The organism is Candidatus Neptunochlamydia vexilliferae (assembly GCF_015356785.1).
GTDB lineage: Bacteria > Chlamydiota > Chlamydiia > Chlamydiales > Simkaniaceae > Neptunichlamydia > Neptunichlamydia vexilliferae.
This window is the reverse complement of the sequence record NZ_JAAEJV010000008.1, coordinates 31,611-49,832: the sequence shown is the minus strand read 5'-3', so window position 1 is coordinate 49,832 and position 18,222 is coordinate 31,611. Positions and strand designations below refer to the sequence as shown.

At 48.0% G+C, this 18,222-nt stretch carries 18 protein-coding genes and 2 tRNA genes; 18 read left to right on the top strand and 2 right to left on the bottom strand.

The annotated features are described in order from the left end of the window. The first annotated feature begins 309 nt into the window (after positions 1-309). The 6 genes from NEPTK9_RS02880 (at position 310) to NEPTK9_RS02855 (ending at position 6,944) form a co-directional block, all read left to right on the top strand. On the top strand, positions 310-1,368 hold the full coding sequence (locus NEPTK9_RS02880; RefSeq protein ID WP_194847324.1) for a DUF1207 domain-containing protein: 1,059 nt from the start codon (positions 310-312) through the stop codon (positions 1,366-1,368). A gap of 212 nt (positions 1,369-1,580) precedes the next feature. Beyond that, positions 1,581-2,807: an amino acid permease gene (locus NEPTK9_RS02875; RefSeq protein ID WP_194847323.1), complete on the top strand. Its 1,227-nt coding sequence runs from the start codon at positions 1,581-1,583 to the stop codon at positions 2,805-2,807. 46 nt (positions 2,808-2,853) lie between these two features. Continuing rightward, a complete protein-coding gene (locus tag NEPTK9_RS02870) occupies positions 2,854-3,735 on the top strand; it encodes an MYG1 family protein (RefSeq protein ID WP_228546994.1) in 882 nt (293 codons plus the stop codon). After that, positions 3,732-4,067: a histidine triad nucleotide-binding protein gene (locus NEPTK9_RS02865; protein WP_194847322.1), complete on the top strand. Its 336-nt coding sequence runs from the start codon at positions 3,732-3,734 to the stop codon at positions 4,065-4,067. The genes NEPTK9_RS02870 and NEPTK9_RS02865 overlap by 4 nt, the downstream gene beginning before the upstream one ends. Beyond that, positions 4,064-5,776 (top strand): HEAT repeat domain-containing protein, encoded by a 1,713-nt coding sequence (locus NEPTK9_RS02860; protein WP_194847321.1) that lies wholly within the window; start codon positions 4,064-4,066, stop codon positions 5,774-5,776. The genes NEPTK9_RS02865 and NEPTK9_RS02860 overlap by 4 nt, the downstream gene beginning before the upstream one ends. Positions 5,777-5,783: 7 nt before the next feature. Then, entirely contained in the window at positions 5,784-6,944 is a 1,161-nt protein-coding gene (locus NEPTK9_RS02855; protein ID WP_194847320.1) for a M24 family metallopeptidase, read from the top strand. On the opposite strand, the gene NEPTK9_RS02850 is transcribed toward NEPTK9_RS02855, so the two are convergent. Together NEPTK9_RS02850 and NEPTK9_RS02845 are read right to left on the bottom strand one after the other, a co-directional pair. Then, the gene (locus tag NEPTK9_RS02850; RefSeq protein ID WP_194847319.1) at positions 6,914-7,552 is read right to left on the bottom strand and encodes a hypothetical protein; all 639 of its coding nucleotides are present in this window, start codon (positions 7,550-7,552) and stop codon (positions 6,914-6,916) included. The two genes, NEPTK9_RS02855 and NEPTK9_RS02850, sit on opposite strands and share 31 nt — an antisense overlap. Next, entirely contained in the window at positions 7,543-7,962 is a 420-nt protein-coding gene (locus NEPTK9_RS02845; RefSeq protein ID WP_194847318.1) for a SufE family protein, read from the bottom strand. Before NEPTK9_RS02845 ends, NEPTK9_RS02850 begins: the two co-directional genes overlap by 10 nt. A gap of 620 nt (positions 7,963-8,582) precedes the next feature. On the opposite strand from NEPTK9_RS02845, the gene NEPTK9_RS02840 reads away from it, so the two are divergent. From NEPTK9_RS02840 to rpoB, 12 genes are all read left to right on the top strand, one after another. Further along, positions 8,583-8,903 carry a hypothetical protein gene (locus NEPTK9_RS02840; RefSeq protein ID WP_194847317.1) on the top strand — a complete coding sequence of 107 codons (321 nt, stop codon included), beginning with the start codon at positions 8,583-8,585 and terminating at the stop codon, positions 8,901-8,903. Positions 8,904-9,029: 126 nt separating this feature from the next. Further along, a complete protein-coding gene (infA, locus tag NEPTK9_RS02835) occupies positions 9,030-9,248 on the top strand; it encodes a translation initiation factor IF-1 (RefSeq protein WP_194847316.1) in 219 nt (72 codons plus the stop codon). A gap of 461 nt (positions 9,249-9,709) precedes the next feature. Beyond that, positions 9,710-9,781: transfer RNA gene (locus NEPTK9_RS02830), tRNA-Thr, on the top strand. 88 nt (positions 9,782-9,869) lie between these two features. Continuing rightward, positions 9,870-11,054 carry an elongation factor Tu gene (tuf, locus tag NEPTK9_RS02825; protein WP_194847315.1) on the top strand — a complete coding sequence of 395 codons (1,185 nt, stop codon included), beginning with the start codon at positions 9,870-9,872 and terminating at the stop codon, positions 11,052-11,054. Positions 11,055-11,100: 46 nt separating this feature from the next. After that, positions 11,101-11,173 (top strand) — tRNA-Trp (locus NEPTK9_RS02820). Between the two features lie 21 nt (positions 11,174-11,194). Then, positions 11,195-11,467, top strand: coding sequence for a preprotein translocase subunit SecE (gene secE, locus NEPTK9_RS02815; RefSeq protein WP_194847314.1), 273 nt, complete (start codon positions 11,195-11,197; stop codon positions 11,465-11,467). A gap of 1 nt (position 11,468) precedes the next feature. Next, the gene (nusG, locus tag NEPTK9_RS02810; protein ID WP_228546993.1) at positions 11,469-12,029 is read left to right on the top strand and encodes a transcription termination/antitermination protein NusG; all 561 of its coding nucleotides are present in this window, start codon (positions 11,469-11,471) and stop codon (positions 12,027-12,029) included. Positions 12,030-12,052: 23 nt separating this feature from the next. After that, positions 12,053-12,481 carry a 50S ribosomal protein L11 gene (rplK, locus tag NEPTK9_RS02805; RefSeq protein ID WP_194847313.1) on the top strand — a complete coding sequence of 143 codons (429 nt, stop codon included), beginning with the start codon at positions 12,053-12,055 and terminating at the stop codon, positions 12,479-12,481. A gap of 13 nt (positions 12,482-12,494) precedes the next feature. Continuing rightward, on the top strand, positions 12,495-13,193 hold the full coding sequence (gene rplA, locus NEPTK9_RS02800) for a 50S ribosomal protein L1 (RefSeq protein ID WP_194847312.1): 699 nt from the start codon (positions 12,495-12,497) through the stop codon (positions 13,191-13,193). A 4-nt stretch (positions 13,194-13,197) separates the two neighbouring features. Beyond that, positions 13,198-13,722, top strand: coding sequence for a 50S ribosomal protein L10 (rplJ, locus tag NEPTK9_RS02795; protein ID WP_194847311.1), 525 nt, complete (start codon positions 13,198-13,200; stop codon positions 13,720-13,722). Between the two features lie 17 nt (positions 13,723-13,739). Beyond that, entirely contained in the window at positions 13,740-14,141 is a 402-nt protein-coding gene (rplL, locus tag NEPTK9_RS02790) for a 50S ribosomal protein L7/L12 (RefSeq protein WP_194847310.1), read from the top strand. Positions 14,142-14,433: 292 nt separating this feature from the next. Beyond that, positions 14,434-18,207 carry a DNA-directed RNA polymerase subunit beta gene (rpoB, locus tag NEPTK9_RS09975; RefSeq protein ID WP_194847309.1) on the top strand — a complete coding sequence of 1,258 codons (3,774 nt, stop codon included), beginning with the start codon at positions 14,434-14,436 and terminating at the stop codon, positions 18,205-18,207. Positions 18,208-18,222: the final 15 nt, after the last annotated feature.

The following is an 18,222-nucleotide window of genomic DNA, read 5'->3' as shown; positions in this document are numbered from 1 at the left end:
AGCTTGCTGAGTCTGTTGTCTCAGCAAGGGCACCTGTCAACGTGCCTATGGTAGCAGCAACTGCGCTAGCTACAAGCTCCTTCCTTTAGGGAGGAGTAGTTGACCCCCCTATCTTAACAGAAATGGGAATAAAGGCAATAATCGTTGTCTATAATTCTATTGAGCAGGTATATAGTGTTTTAAAACAAAATTATATACCTAACAGTGAAGTTTAGCAGTTTCAAGATATTTTTCTACTTGTGTTTAGCTCTTGGTATTCAAGGGTTTTCCAGCCCTGGCAATCAAGGTGACGCAGGGATTAAAGAGGTGGTGACCTCTGAGGATGATGCCTATCTAGAAGGGTACATCCAGGCCCTTGTTAACTCCCACTATTACGAATTTGATGTTCTCGTCTATGTGGAGAACGGAGACGTTTATCTCTACAACCTCCCCAAAAATGATCTGACTCGAGATAGTATCATCTCCTTTGTCTCCGATGTTCCCGGTGTTATCTCAGTGACTCCTGTTGAAAAATTTCCAGAAGAGAAGTTGGCAAAGCTTGAGGAGCGGGAAACCCGCCCCCAAATCAATGGGATTTGGTTTCCTCAGCAAACGGTCCTATACCCCCCGATGATTGCCAATCCGATGGCAACGATCTACTCCGCCGCTTACCGTATTGGGGACAATGTGGTGGGGACCAAGTCGATCGCCGTTTCTTATGGGGATGAGTTCCCGATCTTCCGTTGGCGCGATGTTTTCCGTTGGAATGGAGCGATGCAGATTGGGATTCAGGCGGGTGTTTGGTCGGTCTTTAAGATGGGGGTTCATCATGACAATGGGGAGATTTCAGAGCTTTTTAATACCGACTATTTAGTTGGCTTTCCCCTTACCTATGCAGCCAATAAATGGGCCTTTCGCCTGCGGGTTTACCACATTTCCTCTCACCTGGGCGACGAATTTATCGTCCACCATCCCGAAGTGAAGCGGGTCAACCCCAGTATGGAAGCGCTCGACCTTTTCGTCTCCTGGCAGGTCAATAAGGCGCTTCGGGTCTACGTTGGTCCTGGCTGGGTCTGGCATAGCGACAGTACCTACCCGATCAAGCCCCCCCTCTACGTCGAGTGGGGCGGGGAGGTGCGCCTCCTCGGCCAAAAGTTCTTCTACCACCGCCTCTATGGAACAGCCTTCCTTGCTGTCTACCTCCGGAACTGGCAGGTGAATGGCTGGAACCTCGATGGGACCTACATGGCCGGTTACGAGGTGAGTAAACTCGAAGGTGTGGGCCGAAAGATCCGCCTCTTCGTCAACTACCATCGGGGCTACTCAGTGGGTCAGTTCTTCAAGGACCGCACCTCTTTCACCGGCTTCGGCTTCTCTTGGGGCTTTTAGACCAGGGATAGTATGTTCAGATGTCTTGTTTAAGCGCCTCCTAGGGGAAATTTCTTTGTTGTCCTCCTTCAAAAGCCCGCTGCGGGGTTGCCTGCATCGGACGTTTCGAACTTTCCTCCTATGAGTCGCTTCTCCAAGCCATCTTAACACACTACCCCTGGTTTTTCGTTTGTAACTTAAATTCAAAAAAGGCATAGTGTAAGTACTTAAACATGAAAATTTATCGAAATAAAACATTTGGAAGTGCCCTCCTGGTAGGGGGAACCTCTATTGGGGCAGGGATGCTCGCCCTCCCCCTTGCAACAGGGGCGGCTGGCTTTTGGGGTTCGAGCCTTCTCCTTTGTATCGCATTTGCTTTTATGCTTCTCAGCGTCTTTTTCCTATTGGAAGCGACGCTCATGTCCGACAAGGTCAATGCCAATTTGATCACGATCTGCAAGGAACGACTGGGCTCGGTGGGGGAGTTTGTCGCCTGGCTCTCTTTTTTGATGCTTCTCTATGCGGTGGCAGCGGCTTACTTGTCAGGAGGGGGATCGCTCATTGCAGATGTTTTGGGGGCGGGTCTGAAAACCGAGATTTCTCCCAACATGGGGATCTTTATTTTCCTTGCTGTTTTTGGCTTTATTGTGGTCTTTGAAACAAAGGCGGTCGATGCGATTAACCGGATCTGCATGGCAGGGCTGATTGGAACATTTGTTTTTCTCTTAATTTTTGTCACCCCCCATGTCGACGTGGATCACTACCGAGGGGGAAAGCCCCAGTACCTTTGGGCAGCGGTTCCGGTTGTTGTCCTTTCGTTTACCTCTCATATCATCGTCCCAAGTTTAAGGAGCTATTTGAGTGGAGATGTGGCCAGTCTGAAGAAAGCGTTTCTCTTTGGAAGTCTCATCCCCCTTGTTTTTTATCTCGTCTGGGAGTTTTTAATCATTGGACTCCTTCCTTTAACGGGAAAACATGGCTTGGAGACGATTGGAGGGGGAACTCACCCAGTGGCGGGACTGACCGATGCGCTCAACGCCATTTTAGGGATCCCTTGGGTCGCGATTTTAGTAGGCCTTTTTTCGTTCTTTGCCCTTCTCACCTCCTTTTTTGGGGTGGCCCTTAGCCTTTACGACTTTTTGGCCGACGGTTTTAAGATTAAAAAGACGATTAAAGGGCGGGCCATTCTCCTGGTTTTTATGTTTACCCCACCCCTTCTTTTTGCCCTCTTTTACCCAAGCGGTTTTGTCCTTGCGCTTGGCTATGCGGGGGTCTTTGTAGCGATCCTCTATGGGATTTTGCCGGCCCTTATGGTCTGGCATGGGCGCTACAAGGAACAGAAAGAGGAGCGGTTCCGCGTCTTTGGGGGCAAGGTCACACTCACTTTAATGCTGGCCGGTTCTCTTGCGATTATCTTCTTCCAAATCGCCGCTACCCAGGGGTGGCTCCCTACACTTTAGAAAGTTCTTGAGCAATTAATTTTTACCTCTTAGAATAGGAAAGTTTATGAGCGATATAGAAATAAGACCCCGTAGCCTCGGAACCCACGATGGAAGTTTCCATGCCGATGAGGTGACCGCCTGCGCCCTTTTACTCCTTTTTAATAAAATTGACCGGGACAAAATCGTCCGCACGCGGGCTGAAGAAGAGCTTGCCGCCTGTGAGTATGTCTGCGATGTCGGAGGCATTTACGATGCAAAGATCAAACGGTTCGACCATCATCAGTCTAACTATGATGGAAGCTTTAGTAGTGCTGGAATGATCCTCAAACATCTCAAAGATGAGGGAACGATCGATGAAAAGCTCTACCACTTTATCAACCGCTCCCTGGTGATGGGGGTCGATGCGATCGACAATGGGAAGGGAACGCCGATGGTGGGTCACTGCTCGTTTTCCTCTGTAATTGCCAACTTTGGTCCTGCCCGCCACGATGCAGAAAGCTTTGCTTTCACCGAGGCTTTTTTTCAGGCGCTCGACTTCACCTTTGGCCATTTAAGACGCCTTATTGAACGTTACCACTACATCCAAGAGTGTCGAGGAAAGATCAAGCAAGAGATGGACAAGAAAGAGACCGTGATGGTCTTTGAAGAATCGATGCCGTGGATCGAGTCCTTTTTTGACCTTGGAGGGGACAGACATCCCGCCCAATTTATCATCATGCCAGCGGGGACCCAGTGGAAGCTCCGAGGGATCCCTCCAAGCTACGATAAACGGATGCAGGTCCGCATTCCGATGCCCAAAGAGTGGGCAGGGCTTATCGATCAAGAGCTGAAGGAAAAAAGTGGGATTGCTGGCGCTGTTTTTTGCCACAAAGGGCGGTTCATCTCCATATGGGAAACGAAAGAAGATGCCTTTAAAGCGCTCGACTACATAAGAGGAAAGAAATGACCACCCTATTTGGAAAAATTATCAAGGGGGATCTCCCCTCTGAAAAAGTCTTCGAAAGTGAAACCTTGATCGCCATCAAAGATATCAATCCTCAGGCCCCCGTTCACCTCCTGATCATTCCCAAAAAGGAGTACCCGAGTCTCCAAGGCGTTCCCGAAGAGGAGCTTCCCTTGATGGCCGAGGTGATTGCAACGGCCCAAGCCCTCGCCAAAGAGTTTGGGGTTGCAGACAATTATCGCTTACTGACAAATGTGGGAAGTGAGGCAGGACAGTCGATTTTTCACCTCCACTTTCACTTAATCGGTGGAAAAAGACTTGGCCCGATGGCATGAGACTTATATTAGTTTTACTTTTGACATATACCCTTTTTGCTTCTGAAGAAGAGGTGGTCCGGCGGGTTTACTCCCACCTCCTCATCCACGACTATCGGGGAGCCATTGCTGAGTCTGAAAAAGGGCTTGTAGCACACCCCGACTCACAGAAGGTCAAAAAAGCCTACATCCGGAGCCTTGCCGAAAATGGAAAGGATGATGAGGCTATCAGTTCTTTAGGCCGTTTTGGATTTAAGAAGGAAGAGGTGGGGAGCGATCTCATTGAAACTCTTGCTTGGGGGATTTTGATGCGCTCAGAAAATTCGCCCCAGTTCGTTGTCAATATGGCTTCGCTAGTGAGCGCCTACTACACCGATGATGTGCGGGCGGTCCGGATGCTTTTGCATCAGCTGAGCTCGTCTAATGCTTTGCTGCGGAGGGCGGCAGCACAGCTTGCTGCTCACTACCGCGATATTTCCTTGATTGAAGAGCTTGTCCGTCTTTTGAGCGCCGAGAAAAATTGGTTTGTCCGTCTAGAGGTGATCAAAGCACTGGGGGCGATGGAGGTCAAAGAGATCGAAGAGCCCCTGAAGAAGATCATTATCAGCAGCCGGACCACTCTCGAAGAAAAAGGAGAGGCGATTGCCTCTCTTGTGAACATCTATGAAGAGGTGGGAGAAGAAGAATTTTCCAAACTCGTCACCTCCAGGCGGGCCGGCCTCCGCCACCTTGCCTGTCAAATTGTCTCCCACCTCGATCTTAAAGAAAAAGCTTCTGCTATCTGCAAGCTCCTTGATGATCCCACCTCCGATGTTCGGATTGCAGCGCTCAATACCCTCTATTTTTTAGGACTAAAAAACCTGAGCTCTTCGACTCTTTCTAAGATAATCGACTTCACCGAAGATTCCCATCCCCCCGTTGCCTTGACCGCCGCTTGGGTCACCTCCCGCTTTGCCCCTGAGACAGCGCTTCAGGTCATCCGTAAATGGATCTACTCGACCGATGAGTCATCGCGCCGCTTAGCCGCCTTTATTTTGGGACGGATTGGGAGCGCTGGCATCCCCTTAGCGACACAGGTCTTTAAAATCACCCCCGACCCCTTTGTGAAGGCCAACCTTGCCCTTGGGAGCATTGGCCAGGGAGGGAATCACCAAAAGCTTTCTGACACCCTCTACACTTTTCTCCTTCTTAGGAAAGGAAAGCTGATGTGGGATCATTCAGAGAACCCCCTTTTCGAATTGATCGCCCCCTCACAGATTTGCCACATTCCGCAGGTGCCCCAATATCCCACCATGGTCGATCAGCTCACCCGCCTCGAAATTCTCGGGATGCTTGCCGCGCTCCGTTGCTCAAAAGCGGAAGAGGCGATCAAAGCTTTCCTCAAAGAAGAGCCCTTTGGAGTGACCTATGCCGCTTCCAACACCCTCCTTGAAGAAGGGGGTGAAGAGGCGATCGAAATCCTCCGCGATCTTCTCCAAGAAAAGGACCAAAACATTCGGGTCCAGGCAGCCCTTGTCCTCGCCCTTTCTGGGGGCGAATCTAAAGCAGTCCAGATCCTTCATGAAGCTTACCCCACCGTCGACCGGGAGACAAAGATCAATATCTTAGGAGCTCTTGGCTATATCGGGGACAAAGCTTCGATTCCCTTCCTGATGGAGCTCTTGAAAGAACCCCACCAGGTGCTCAAAGTGGTCGCAGCTTCTGCGTTGATTCAGTGCGTTTACCATTAGGAAAAAAATGAATATCGATGAAATACAAAGGCAGCTAAAGTTTTATCAAATCGACGGGTGGCTCCTCTATGATTTTCATGGGAGCAACCCGCTTGCCCTTTCTGTGATGGAGGTCCCTGAGCCTGTTCTCATGACCCGCCGGTGCTTTTATTGGGTCCCCCAAGTCGGGGCCCCCTCTAAAATCGTCCATCAGATCGAGTCTCACAATCTCGATCACCTTCCGGGAGAGAAAAAGGTCTACTTTAGTTGGAAAGAGATGCACCGGACCCTTGCAGAAACTGTGCAGGGAGCAAAAAGTGTTGCGATGGAATACTCTCCCAACCAAGACATTCCGACGGCATCGGTGATCGATGGAGGGCTCATTGAGCTTATTCGAGGATTTGGTCCCCAGGTGGTCAGCTCGGCCCCCTTTTTACAAACATTTACCTGCCTCTGGTCCAAGAAGCAATACGCCCAGCATAAAGAAGCGGCTAGGGTTCTCGAAGAGGCCGTTGAAGGGGCATGGAGAGGAATTGCTGCTGGAAAGCTGACCGATGAGTACCAGGTACAGCAGTTTATTTTAGGGGAGTTTGAAAAAAATGGGTGTGTGACCGAAGGGGAGCCCATTTGCGCAGTCAATGCGAATAGCGCCGATCCCCACTATGTGCCGACCCAGGACACTTGTGCCCCGATCCAAAAAGGGGACTTTGTCTTGATCGACCTTTGGTGCAAAAAAAAGGGTGGGGTTTTTGCTGACATTACCCGTGTCGGAGTGGTTGGAGAGCCCACGGCGCTCCATGAAGAGATCTTTGCGATTGTGAGGGAGGCGCAAAAGAAGGGGACCGACCTGATCATCGAGAGGTACCGCGAAGGAAAAGAGGTGAAGGGAGCTGAAGTCGACCAGGTGGTGCGTGAGGTGATCGAAAAAAAGGGATATGGGAACTACTTTACCCACCGAACCGGGCACAACATCCACACGACCAACCATGGGCCTGGGGCCAACCTCGATGGGATCGAAACCCTCGATGACCGTCCCCTAATTCCTCGCACTTGCTTTTCGATTGAGCCAGGGATTTACCTGCCAGGGGAGTTTGGTGTACGGCTAGAGTATGATGTTTACATCCACGAAGAAGGAACTGTAGAGGTGACCCTTCCCCCTCAGGAGAAGATTGATTTCGCGAGCTCCTGAGCCTTTGTTTGCTCTACTTCAAGGTTAGTGAACTCTCGACCTGTTTTCGTAAAAACAGCGAACTTTTCACACTCAATAAGATCGTTAATGTGGTACCGGTTAAAAGTGCCAAAGTCGGCAATTTTCCTTGCGTCTGTTTTGTTTGCATAGACATGGTAAAGGTAGGCTTGCCTGACCTTATTGCGGAGGTTTTCGACCCTTTGACGAATTACCCCCTCTCCATGTTCTGGCTCGTCTTTAGCCTTAAGCACCCGAAACTGTGCAGAAAGAACCTCGTTAAGTCCTTCGACCGTTCCTTTGTCAAGCTCTCCTTGAATGGCCCGGTATTGAGCAGCTTCTTTAGCTGCTGCTTCGGCCCAGAGAAGAATTTGATCGACGCTTACCTCCATGGCCGGGACATAGGCAACGATAAGGAGGGTGGCAGAAAGGATAAAATAGATTGGTTTAACTCTGCCAAATGCAACCATAACCGCCAAACCAAAGGCGCATAAGGCGATCCGGGTGACAAGGGCGATGAGCTCGAACTGCCTTTGATTCTCTCCGCAGGTTGTAATTTTTTGCGTTAGCGTATTCTGATCCCAGCTCAAAATCGGGTTTTCTACAGCCATTTTAGACACTCTTGTTGCAGTTTTTGGTAGAGACTCTTCAGTCCAATGGCCCGTCCAGGGGAGAGGGCATCAAGAAGGGCGATTTCCTTCAGGAAGAGGGGAGGACACTCGAGCACCGCCCTGGGAAGCTCCCCATTATAGACATAGGTAATAAGAGAGGCGAGTCCTGCCGAAATCAGGGCATCAGAACTCGCCTGGAGCTTTAGACGTCCATCAACGCAGCTCACCTTAAGGTAGAGGGTGCTTTGGCATCCCTTTACCCGGTTTTCCTCGATCTGGTCTTCCTTGGCGATAGGGGGAAGGGAGCGTCCCATCTTAATGACATGGTTGTATCGCTCTTCCCAACTCTTCAGGGTGGAAAAAACTTTTTTAAGTTCGGCCTGTTTCTCCAGGCAAGATTGTGTGCTCATAGGAAGGGATTTTACGCAATTCAAGGATTTGTGTCTCCAAAAATTCTCTTACTCTAAAGCCAATTACAAAATTACTGATTAATCGATTTTTGGGCATGGTTCAAAATACAGCATGCTGAGGTAACACTTCACGACGTAGCTTTTCTTCGCCTTCGGCTCCGAAGCTGTGTCGGTTCAGTGGATTTTTTTTGTTAAGCTGAAAGTCGAGCAAAGCGAATATGGTAAGTGGCTAAAAACCTGGAAAAAAAGAGGCTTGTTCCTTGGTGAAAGATGTGCAAGGTTTTCTAGGAAGGAAGCTTTCCAGCGAACTGACATGGCTTCGGAGCCGAAGGCGAAGAAAAGCCATGCGGTGAGCTGTCCGCGGCTTCAAAATAGCTCTGCAAAATCGCCCCGTATGAGGGCAGCAGGGGGCTTGCCCCCGACGCATCTTTCATAAGACCAAAAATTGTTACCCTATTTTGAACCATGCCGATTTTTGGAAGATTTTTGCAAATTTTGCAATTGGCTCTCTAGTTATGGTATTTTAAAGTATACTTTGCAGTTTTTTCTTGATGTTAGTAGCGTTCCGGGGTAGTATAATTATCGTTTGATGGGCCAATCTAAGATGTAAGGAAAAATATATGATTTCAAACATACTGTTTGGCAAGCTGCCAAAAGTCATATTCAATAGCTATCGGGGATGCTCCTTTTACAGGACTTCGGAACAGGTTGAACAAGCAGCTAAATATCACTTTCAATCTGAGAAAGACAAATTAGATTTCGAGCAGTTTAAGGATGAGAAAGTCAAAAGCTTTGAGGAATTTAAAAAATCTCCAAGAATTCAAGCTATATGCGGAAATGATCTTGAAAAAATTTCTGAAGCTTATGAAGGTTATTATTTTACGAAGTTTTATGGTTATAAGCACTCTAGATATGGTGGGAGACCAAGTCGACTGCTTTAGATATTGAAAAAAAAATCTTTTTGTCGAGCCAATTGCAATTGGCTCTTTCGAATAATTCCTTTTTGCTGTAAGATCGTGGGGATAGTGATTTTGACAAATTTTTACCGATGGTGAATAAGAGAGTATATGCCGAAAGAAGACACGATTAAGCTAGAGGGGACCGTTGAGGAGCTCCTCCCAAATATGACCTTTAAGGTCACCCTTGAAAACGGGATGGTGGTCCTGGCCCACCTCTGCGGGAAGATGCGGATGCGGAATATCCGGGTCTTTGTGGGTGACGTTGTTAAGGTCGAGATGTCTCCTTACGACCTGTCCAAAGCGCGGATCATCTACCGCCAGCGATAGTCTGTGTCTATAAAGTTCCTTGTATTAACCCTTCGATCAATCCACCACTCAAATACAGGACATCAAAAGCCGGTAATGAGAGATAAAGAACAAACAACTATAAAGCATACAGATAAAAAAGAAAAAAAAGGTTACCCCCTCTGTAAAAATCAAACGCTTATAGCCGGTATTTTTTTTTCTCTCGTTAGGAGTGTTAACTCTTTCTTTAGGGAGGGGGGATCTGGAAATACACAGACCTCTGGTTAAACAGGCCTAAAGCTACCTAAAATCGCTCTGGTTACAGAGAGGAATAGCGAAAAAAATCGATTTATTTTAGAATTATGGTTGCTTTTTTTTTACAGGGTAGATAAGCTTGAATGCATTCGCTTGAGAACTATAAGCGCGTCTGACCTTCCACATCTTTTTTGGGGAGTTAGGGGGCGAGTCCTTGAGTTAAAACCCCTACTTGTTAGGAGTGAAGAGCCCAGATAGCTCAGGGGTAGAGCATTTGCATGGTAAGCAAAAGGTCGTAGGTTCAATTCCTATTCTGGGCAGAGAATTCTTAAGGTCTAAGGAGATCTTAAGAGATAAGAAACTAAACATATTTTATAAGATTGGAGCCTAAGCGGAGGATACACTACAATGGCTAAGGAATCATTTCAAAGGAACAAGCCCCACGTTAATATTGGGACTGTTGGTCACGTCGATCACGGAAAGACAACACTAACCGCAGCGATCACAAACTACCTTGCAAAGAAAGGTGGCGCAAAATTCCGTGACTACGCTTCGATTGACAATAGTCCTGAAGAAAAAGCGCGTGGAATTACTATTAACTCAAGTCACGTTGAGTACGAAACAGAAAACAGACACTACGCTCACGTTGACTGTCCTGGACACGCCGACTACGTCAAGAACATGATCACCGGTGCGGCTCAAATGGATGGAGCAATCCTCGTCGTTGGAGCCACTGACGGACCGATGCCTCAGACAAAAGAGCACGTCCTTCTTGCAAAACAGGTTGGAGTTCCTTCAATCGTTGTCTTCTTGAATAAGATGGACCAAATCAGCAAGGGTGACGAGGAGCTCGTCGAACTCGTTGAGATGGAAATCGGTGAGATGCTCGAGGCGCAAGGCTATAAAGATTGCCCCATCATCCGTGGGTCTGCCTTAAAAGCTCTTGAAGCTGATCCAGAGTGGGAAAAGTGCATTGACGAGCTTATGGCTGCTGTCGATGAGAAGATCCCAACTCCTGAGCGTGAAGTTGACAAGCCTTTCCTTATGCCTATTGAGGACGTTTTCTCAATCTCTGGACGAGGAACTGTTGCAACTGGACGTATTGAAAAAGGGATCATCAAACTCAATGATAAAGTGGAGATGGTTGGTCTTCGAGACACAAAAGAGACTGTTGTTACAGGAATCGAGATGTTCAACAAACTTCTCGACGAAGGGCAAGCAGGGGAAAATTGTGGTCTCCTTCTCCGTGGAGTTGACAAAAATGATGTTGAGCGCGGGATGGTTCTTGCAGCTCCTGGAAGCTGTACGCCTCATACTAAGTTCCAAGGAACGGTTTATATCCTCAAAAAAGAAGAAGGTGGCCGTCACAAGCCTTTCTTCACTGGATACCGTCCACAGTTCTACATCCGTACAACTGACGTAACCGGAACGGTCACCCTTCCAGAAGGAACTGAAATGGTGATGCCTGGAGATAACGTCGAGATTACAGGAGAACTTATTAGCCCTGTTGCGATGGAAGAGGGAATGCGTTTTGCCATCCGAGAAGGTGGCCGAACCATCGGTGCTGGAACCGTTTCCAAGATCATCCAGTAAAACGGAAGTGAGAAGAGGTCCTCTTTCGGGAGGATCTCTTTATTGTGGGTGTGTAGCTCAGATGGTAGAGCAGCGATCTCCAAAGTCGCAGGTCGGGGGTTCGATCCCCTCCGCACTCGCTTAAGAAAAGTTAGAAATCAATGAAGAAAAAGCCAGATATGACGGTTTCGCAAAAGATAGAGCAACTAGCAGCAGCCAAAGCCAAAAAGGCGAAGAAGAAGGGAAGCTTCCTCCACGAAATGAAAGAGGAGATGAAGCGGGTCTCTTGGACCTCCAAAGAGGACCTCGTCTCCTTTGGGAAAGTGGTGATCGGTGCAATCTTTTTTCTTGGACTCGGTATTTATCTGGTCGATTTATTTATCCGCCTAGTCCTAAATGGAATAGGCAACCTCGTGCGATTAATAGGAGCGTAAGTTGAGTACAGAAGAAGGTCAGTGGTTTGTCATCCAAGTCATGTCGGGGCAGGAAAAAAAGGTAAAGAAAAACCTTGAAGAAAACCGTGCCTCATCGGGGATGATCGATCTTGTTCAGGAAGTGATTGTTCCCACAGAAAATGTGGCAGAGGTCAAGCGGGGAGAACAAAAAGTCACTGAAAAGCGGCTGTGGCCCGGCTATGCACTCGTTAAGATGAAACTGACCGATGAGTCGTGGATCTATGTCAAAGAGACCAATGGAGTGATCGATTTCTTAGGAGGTGGCGAGCCCGCTCCTTTAAATGATGCTGAAGTGGCAGAGATGCTTCATGACCTCCAAGCTCGTAAAGGAGAAGTGGCCTACAAACATAAGCTTAAAGTTGGCGATCATGTCAAGATCGTCGATGGAGTGTTTGTCAACTTCTTAGGAACAGTACTTGAGGTCAGTCACGAGAAAGGGCGCCTCAGCGCAATGGTCTCGATCTTTGGGAGAGATACCCGGGTCGACGACCTCGAATTTTGGCAGGTGGAAGAAGTTCCTGCAGATGCAGAAGTAGAATAAGGGAAGCAGAATAAGGAAAGATCATGGCAAAAAAGAAACTAGAAAAGAAAATCAAACTGCAAATCCCTGCGGGGAAAGCCAGCCCAGCGCCCCCTATCGGTCCTGCGCTTGGTGCGGCAGGGGTGAACATCATGGGCTTTTGTAAAGAGTTTAACGCAAAAACACAGGACAAGGCAGGGGATATCCTCCCCGTTGAGATCTCTGTCTTTTCTGACAAGAGCTTTACCTTTGTCACCAAGCAGCCTCCAATGGCACGCCTCATCTTGAAAGAGCTTGGCATCGAAAAGGGTTCGGGCGTTCCCAACCGAGATAAAGTAGGGAAAATGACCAAAGAACAGGTCAAAAAAGTAGCTGAAAAAAAGCGCCCAGATCTTCGCGTTCACTCCGATGAAGCAGCAATGCAAGTTGTTGCAGGAACCGCAAGATCGATGGGAGTCGATATCTTAGATTAGGGAAAGGAAAGAGATGGTAAAACATAGTAAAAGATACAAAGAAATTCAAAAGCTCCTAGAGCCTAACAAAAGCTACACGCTCGCTGAAGCGGTAGAGACCTTGAAAAAGGGACCTTCTGCAAAGTTCGACGAGTCGGTCGAAGTGGCTCTTAAGGTGGGCGTCGATCCGAAAAAATCAGACCAACAGGTCCGGAGCACCGTCTTCCTCCCCCATGGAACAGGAAAAACCATTCGAGTGGTTGTCCTAGCAAAAGGGGATAAGGCAAAAGAGGCCTTAGATGCAGGCGCTGACGAGGCAGGCGATAAGGAACTTATCGAAAAAATTAAGGGGGGATGGACCGACTTTGATGCGGTGATCGCCACCCCTGACATGATGCGTGAAGTTGGAAAGCTCGGAAAGGTTTTAGGCCCCCGAGGTCTGATGCCAGCTCCTAAGGCTGGAACAGTCACAACCGATGTGAAAAAAGCTGTTGAAGACCTCAAAAAAGGGAAAATTGAGTTTAAAGTCGATAAAAGTGGCGTCATTAATAACTTTGTTGGTAAACTCTCTTTCTCGAGGGAAAATCTCGTCGAGAACATTGAGTCCCTCCTGTCGGCCATCTCAAAATCGAAGCCGGCAACCTCAAAGGGACAATTTATGCAATCCCTCTTTATCTCATCAACAATGGGAGCGGGATTTAAAGTAGACTTAAACTCCATGGCTTTGGGTTAAAAATATGCGAAAAGAAAAACAGTTTCTCTTAGATGAGATTAAAGAAAAATTAGATCAGTCCTCTGCTTTTGTTCTAACAAGCTATCAGAAGATGGATCCTAACCTAACAGCAGACTTTAGAAGCTCGGTGATCCAAACCGGTGGAGCCTTCTCTGTTGTTAAAAAGAGGGTCTTTCTCAAAGCTGCAGAAGAAGCCGGAGTTGCCATCGATAAAGAGATGCTTAAAGGGCATGTCGCGATCGTTTACTCTGGTGACGATGTCGCAGCAACTACAAAGGCTGTTTACACATTTAAAAAATCAAATGACGAACTCCTAGACGTCCTTGGAGGCCTTTTTGAGGGAAAGATCTGTTCTCCTCAAGATCTGAAAGAGATTTCAGAGCTCCCTTCTATGGACGAGATGAGAGCTCAAATTTTAGGCCTCTTTAAAGCACCTCTTTCTGATATTGTCTCTCTTTTTGAGGCGCTTCAGTCAGATGTCATTGGCTGCATAGATGAAAAAGTTAAAAAAGAAGAATCAAAACAATAAACCTGAGGAAAATAACCGTGGCAAATCAAGAAGCAAATATTGAACAAATTGCAGATACGTTAAGTGGACTTTCTGTCTTACAACTTTCTAAGCTTAGCAAACACCTTCAAGAGGTTTGGGATGTAAAACCTGCTGCTGGAGCTCCTGTAATGATGGCTGCCCCTGCTGCAGGAGACGCTGGAGCTGCTGCTGAAGAAGCAACCGACTTCCAAGTGATCCTTGAAGAAGTTCCTACTGACAAGAAAATCGCATCTATTAAGCTCGTTCGAGAAGCAACAGGACTTGGCCTTAAAGAAGCAAAAGAACTCGTTGAAGGAGCTCCTAAGCCCGTTAAAGAGAGCGCTCCAAAGGCTGAAGCAGAAGAGCTTAAGAAGAAGTTTACTGAAGCAGGTGCAAAGGTTACCCTTAAAGGTGTCTAATTGTTACCTTACTAACGAATAAACCGATGGGCAGAATCCTTAGAGGGTGTTTTCAAATTGCTTTCGGTGGGGAAAGGAGAGGTTTTTTCCAGGGGAAACATGTTTGGAGATCGGAGCAAACTTGCATGAGTTTGTGTAAGTCGAAAACTGTTTCCTGGGGAAAAAGATCCCTTTCAAATCACCGGAATGATTTTGCAAATACCCTCTCAGATAAGGGTTCTTCTCCTGCGCATTTGCATTAAATGCTCCACGTGAGGAGCAAACGTATCAACCACTTTATGGAGGCATTTCCATGCTAAAAAAACCCCCAGAGCGGGTGAGTTTTAAAAGCCGCGAAGAGATTATTGATCTTCCAAACTTAATCGAGATTCAGGTTAAATCCTTCCGTCAGTTTTTCCAAGAGGATAAGCTCCCCCATGAACGAGAGAACATGGGACTTGAGGAAGTTTTCCGAGAGATTTTTCCGATCAAATCGTATGATGAGAAAACCGTCTTAGAATATCTCTCTTATAACCTAGGAGTCCCCAAGTACTCTCCTGAGGAGTGTATCCGCCGAGGGGTCACCTACAACGTCACTTTAAAGGTCAAATTCCGCCTCACCGATGAAACCGGAATCAAGGAGGAAGAGGTCTACATGGGAACAATCCCTGTCATGACCGATGAAGGAACCTTTGTGATCAACGGAGCCGAGCGGGTCATCGTCTCTCAACTCCACCGCTCACCTGGCGTCTCCTTCGAGCAGATGAAACACACGAAAGGAAACGTCCTTTACTCTTTCCGGATCATCCCTTATCGGGGAAGCTGGCTGGAGGCCTCCTTTGACATCAACGATCTCATCTATGTCTACGTCGACCGAAAGAAAAGACGGCGAAAGGTCTTAGCCACCTCTTTTATCCGTACCTTAGGCTACTCCTCTGATGCCGATATCATTGAAGAGTTCTTCAATACCTACCGTGTCAAAATCAAGTCAGATAAGGACTTCCCTAAACTTGTGGGTAAGATCCTTGCTGAGGATATCCTAGATGAAGAGACGGGAGTTGTCTTTGGAAAGGCTTCTGAAAAGTTGACGACGGCGATGCTCAAGCGGATGTTTGATGCGGGAGTAAATGCCGTTCGTATCGCTGAAGATGCCGATGAAACAAGCCCGATCATCAAGATGCTTGCCAAGGATCCAACCGATTCTTATGAGTCGGCCCTTAAAGATTTCTACCGGAAAATTCGCCCCGGCGAGCCTGCAACCTTATCGAATGCGCGCTCAACGATCATGCGCCTTTTCTTCGACCCCAAGCGCTACAACCTAGGACGGGTCGGACGGTACAAACTCAATAAAAAAATCGGTCGGGAAACAACCGATGAAGGACTTGAAGTTGTCACCTTGAAAAAGGAAGATATCGTCGATGCGCTGAAGTATCTCATTCAGCTCAAGCAAGGAAATGAAGATGCTCACATCGATGACATCGACCACCTAGGGAACAGACGTGTCCGTTCAGTGGGTGAACTCATTCAAAACCAGTGCCGCATTGGGCTAGCGCGGATGGAAAAGATCATCAAAGAGAGGATGAACCTCTTTGACTTTTCTTCTGACACCTTAACCCCTGGAAAGCTGGTTTCTGCTAAGGGACTCGCTGGCGTTCTCAAAGATTTCTTTGGACGCTCACAGCTCTCTCAATTCATGGACCAAACCAACCCCATTGCGGAGCTGACTCACAAACGACGTCTCTCCTCTCTTGGACCTGGTGGTCTCAATAGAGAGCGAGCCGGTTTTGAGGTGCGAGACGTTCACTCGAGTCACTATGGACGGGTTTGTCCTATTGAAACCCCTGAAGGACCAAACATTGGTCTGATCACCTCCCTTTCTTCTTTTGCGAAGATTAACGAGTTTGGTTTCATCGAGACCCCTTACCGGATCGTCAGAGAGGGAGTGGTCACCGAAGAGATCGAATATATGACCGCCGACCTTGAAGAAAGGTGTGTGATTGCGCAGGCCTCTGCAGTTCTCGATGAACATAATATGTTTAAGGAGGAGATTGTTTGGGCCCGTTATCGCGCTGAGCCTCTTAAGATTGAAGCTGACAAGGTGACCCACATGGATGTCTCCTCGAAGCAACTGGTTTCGGTAGTGACGGGGCTCATCCCTTTCTTAGAGCATGATGATGCGAACCGTGCCCTTATGGGATCGAATATGCAACGGCAAGCCGTCCCTCTACTAAAGACCGATGCGCCTCTTGTGGGAACAGGGCTTGAAAAGCGGACAGCGCGCGACTCAGGAGCCGTTGTCATTGCAGCAGAAGATGGTGTGATTGAGTTTGTCGATGGGTATAAGATCATCGTTGCTTCTAAAGCAAACCGGATGAATAAGAAGACCTATCTTCTAAAGAAATTCATGCGTTCAAACGCTGGTACTTCGATCAACCAAACCCCTCTTTGTAATGTGGGGGATGAGGTGATTGCAGGGGATGTCCTTGCCGACGGTCCTGCAACCGATAAGGGAGAAGTGGCCCTTGGAAAAAACGTTCTTGTTGCGTTCATGCCTTGGTGTGGATACAACTATGAAGATGCGATTATTATGTCGGAAAAGCTCATCAAAGAAGATGCGTATACCTCGGTCTACCTCGAAGAGTTTGAGCTGACTGCTCGTGATACAAAGCTGGGTAAGGAAGAAATTACCCGCGATATTCCTAACGTTTCAGAAGAAGCGCTTGCGGATCTCGGTGAAGATGGAATTATCCGTATTGGTGCCGAGGTCAAGCCGGGCGATATCCTTGTTGGAAAAATCACCCCGAAATCGGAAACCGAACTCTCTCCTGAAGAGCGCCTTTTACGGGCGATCTTTGGTGAGAAAGCAGCCGACGTCAAAGATGCCTCACTGACCGCTCCTCCGGGAACCGAAGGAATCGTTCAAGATGTCAGGGTCTTTAACCGGAGCGAAAAGCTTTCAAAGACCGATGAAGAAAAGGTGGAAGTGACCGCCCGTGTTAAAAATATCCACCGAGAGTTTAAAGAAAAAGAGACCGATCTCTTAATGCAGTTCCATGAAAAACTAGGAGCCCTCCTTCTAGGAGACGAAGCTCCTGAGTCGATCATGCACCGGATCACAGGAGATGTCATTATCAAACAGGGAGATAAGATCACCCAGGATATGCTCGAGACCTTAGAAGCAGAAAATCCTGATCACCTGATTCTTCCCCAAAATGACACCTATGAGGTTCTCCGAAAGATCCTTCAGGAGCATGGAAAGGCGATGGAACATCTCCACATGGAGCACAAATCAGAGATCGAATATCTCCGCAAAGGGGATACCGAACTCGATCCTGGTGTGATTCGTCAGGTGAAAGTCTATGTCGCGACCAAGCGAAAGCTGCAGGTTGGAGATAAGATGGCAGGGCGCCACGGAAACAAAGGGGTGGTGTCAAACATCGTTCCTGAAGCGGATATGCCCTACCTTTCCGATGGACAAACAATCGAAATCATCCTCAACCCTCTTGGGGTTCCCTCTCGAATGAACATGGGACAGCTCCTCGAGACCCACCTCGGCCTCGTTGCTAGAAAAGCAGGGATCTATGTGAAGAGCCCTGTCTTTGAAGGCTTTCCCGAGGATCGGATTTGGGAGATGATGAAAGAGTTTGGCTACTCGGAAACAGGAAAGAGTTACCTCTACGATGGGCGGACAGGCGAGCGTTTCGACAACCCCGTTGTTGTTGGCTACATCTATATGCTCAAGCTCTCTCACCTTGTTGCTGATAAGATTCACGCAAGGGCGATTGGCCCCTACTCCCTCGTCACCCAGCAGCCGCTCGGTGGTAAGGCGCAGATGGGAGGACAACGTTTCGGGGAGATGGAGGTCTGGGCCCTTATGGCTTATGGCGCTGCCCACCTCCTTCAGGAAATGCTCACCGTGAAGTCGGATGACGTTTCTGGAAGAACCCGTATTTACGAGTCGATCGTCAAAGGGGATAATACACTCAAGGCTGGAACGCCCGAGTCGTTCAACGTCCTCGTAAAAGAGATGCAAGGTTTAGGTCTTGATGTCCGCCCTGAGCGCGCAGAAGAAGAAGAAGAATTTTAAGGAGCTCCCCGGAGA

What these genes read in the sequence shown, in the direction of transcription:
- rplK (WP_194847313.1), top strand. Translation starts at nt 12,053, where the DNA reads ATGGCAAAAAAGAAACTAGAAAAGAAAATCAAACTGCAAATCCCTGCG.
- infA (WP_194847316.1), top strand. Translation starts at nt 9,030, where the DNA reads ATGCCGAAAGAAGACACGATTAAGCTAGAGGGGACCGTTGAGGAGCTC.
- NEPTK9_RS02850 (WP_194847319.1), bottom strand. Translation starts at nt 7,552, where the DNA reads ATGGCTGTAGAAAACCCGATTTTGAGCTGGGATCAGAATACGCTAACG.
- tuf (WP_194847315.1), top strand. Translation starts at nt 9,870, where the DNA reads ATGGCTAAGGAATCATTTCAAAGGAACAAGCCCCACGTTAATATTGGG.
- rplA (WP_194847312.1), top strand. Translation starts at nt 12,495, where the DNA reads ATGGTAAAACATAGTAAAAGATACAAAGAAATTCAAAAGCTCCTAGAG.
- NEPTK9_RS02845 (WP_194847318.1), bottom strand. Translation starts at nt 7,962, where the DNA reads ATGAGCACACAATCTTGCCTGGAGAAACAGGCCGAACTTAAAAAAGTT.
- rpoB (WP_194847309.1), top strand. Translation starts at nt 14,434, where the DNA reads ATGCTAAAAAAACCCCCAGAGCGGGTGAGTTTTAAAAGCCGCGAAGAG.
- rplJ (WP_194847311.1), top strand. Translation starts at nt 13,198, where the DNA reads ATGCGAAAAGAAAAACAGTTTCTCTTAGATGAGATTAAAGAAAAATTA.
- NEPTK9_RS02865 (WP_194847322.1), top strand. Translation starts at nt 3,732, where the DNA reads ATGACCACCCTATTTGGAAAAATTATCAAGGGGGATCTCCCCTCTGAA.
- NEPTK9_RS02855 (WP_194847320.1), top strand. Translation starts at nt 5,784, where the DNA reads ATGAATATCGATGAAATACAAAGGCAGCTAAAGTTTTATCAAATCGAC.
- NEPTK9_RS02840 (WP_194847317.1), top strand. Translation starts at nt 8,583, where the DNA reads ATGATTTCAAACATACTGTTTGGCAAGCTGCCAAAAGTCATATTCAAT.
- NEPTK9_RS02860 (WP_194847321.1), top strand. Translation starts at nt 4,064, where the DNA reads ATGAGACTTATATTAGTTTTACTTTTGACATATACCCTTTTTGCTTCT.
- NEPTK9_RS02875 (WP_194847323.1), top strand. Translation starts at nt 1,581, where the DNA reads ATGAAAATTTATCGAAATAAAACATTTGGAAGTGCCCTCCTGGTAGGG.
- secE (WP_194847314.1), top strand. Translation starts at nt 11,195, where the DNA reads ATGAAGAAAAAGCCAGATATGACGGTTTCGCAAAAGATAGAGCAACTA.
- NEPTK9_RS02870 (WP_228546994.1), top strand. Translation starts at nt 2,854, where the DNA reads ATGAGCGATATAGAAATAAGACCCCGTAGCCTCGGAACCCACGATGGA.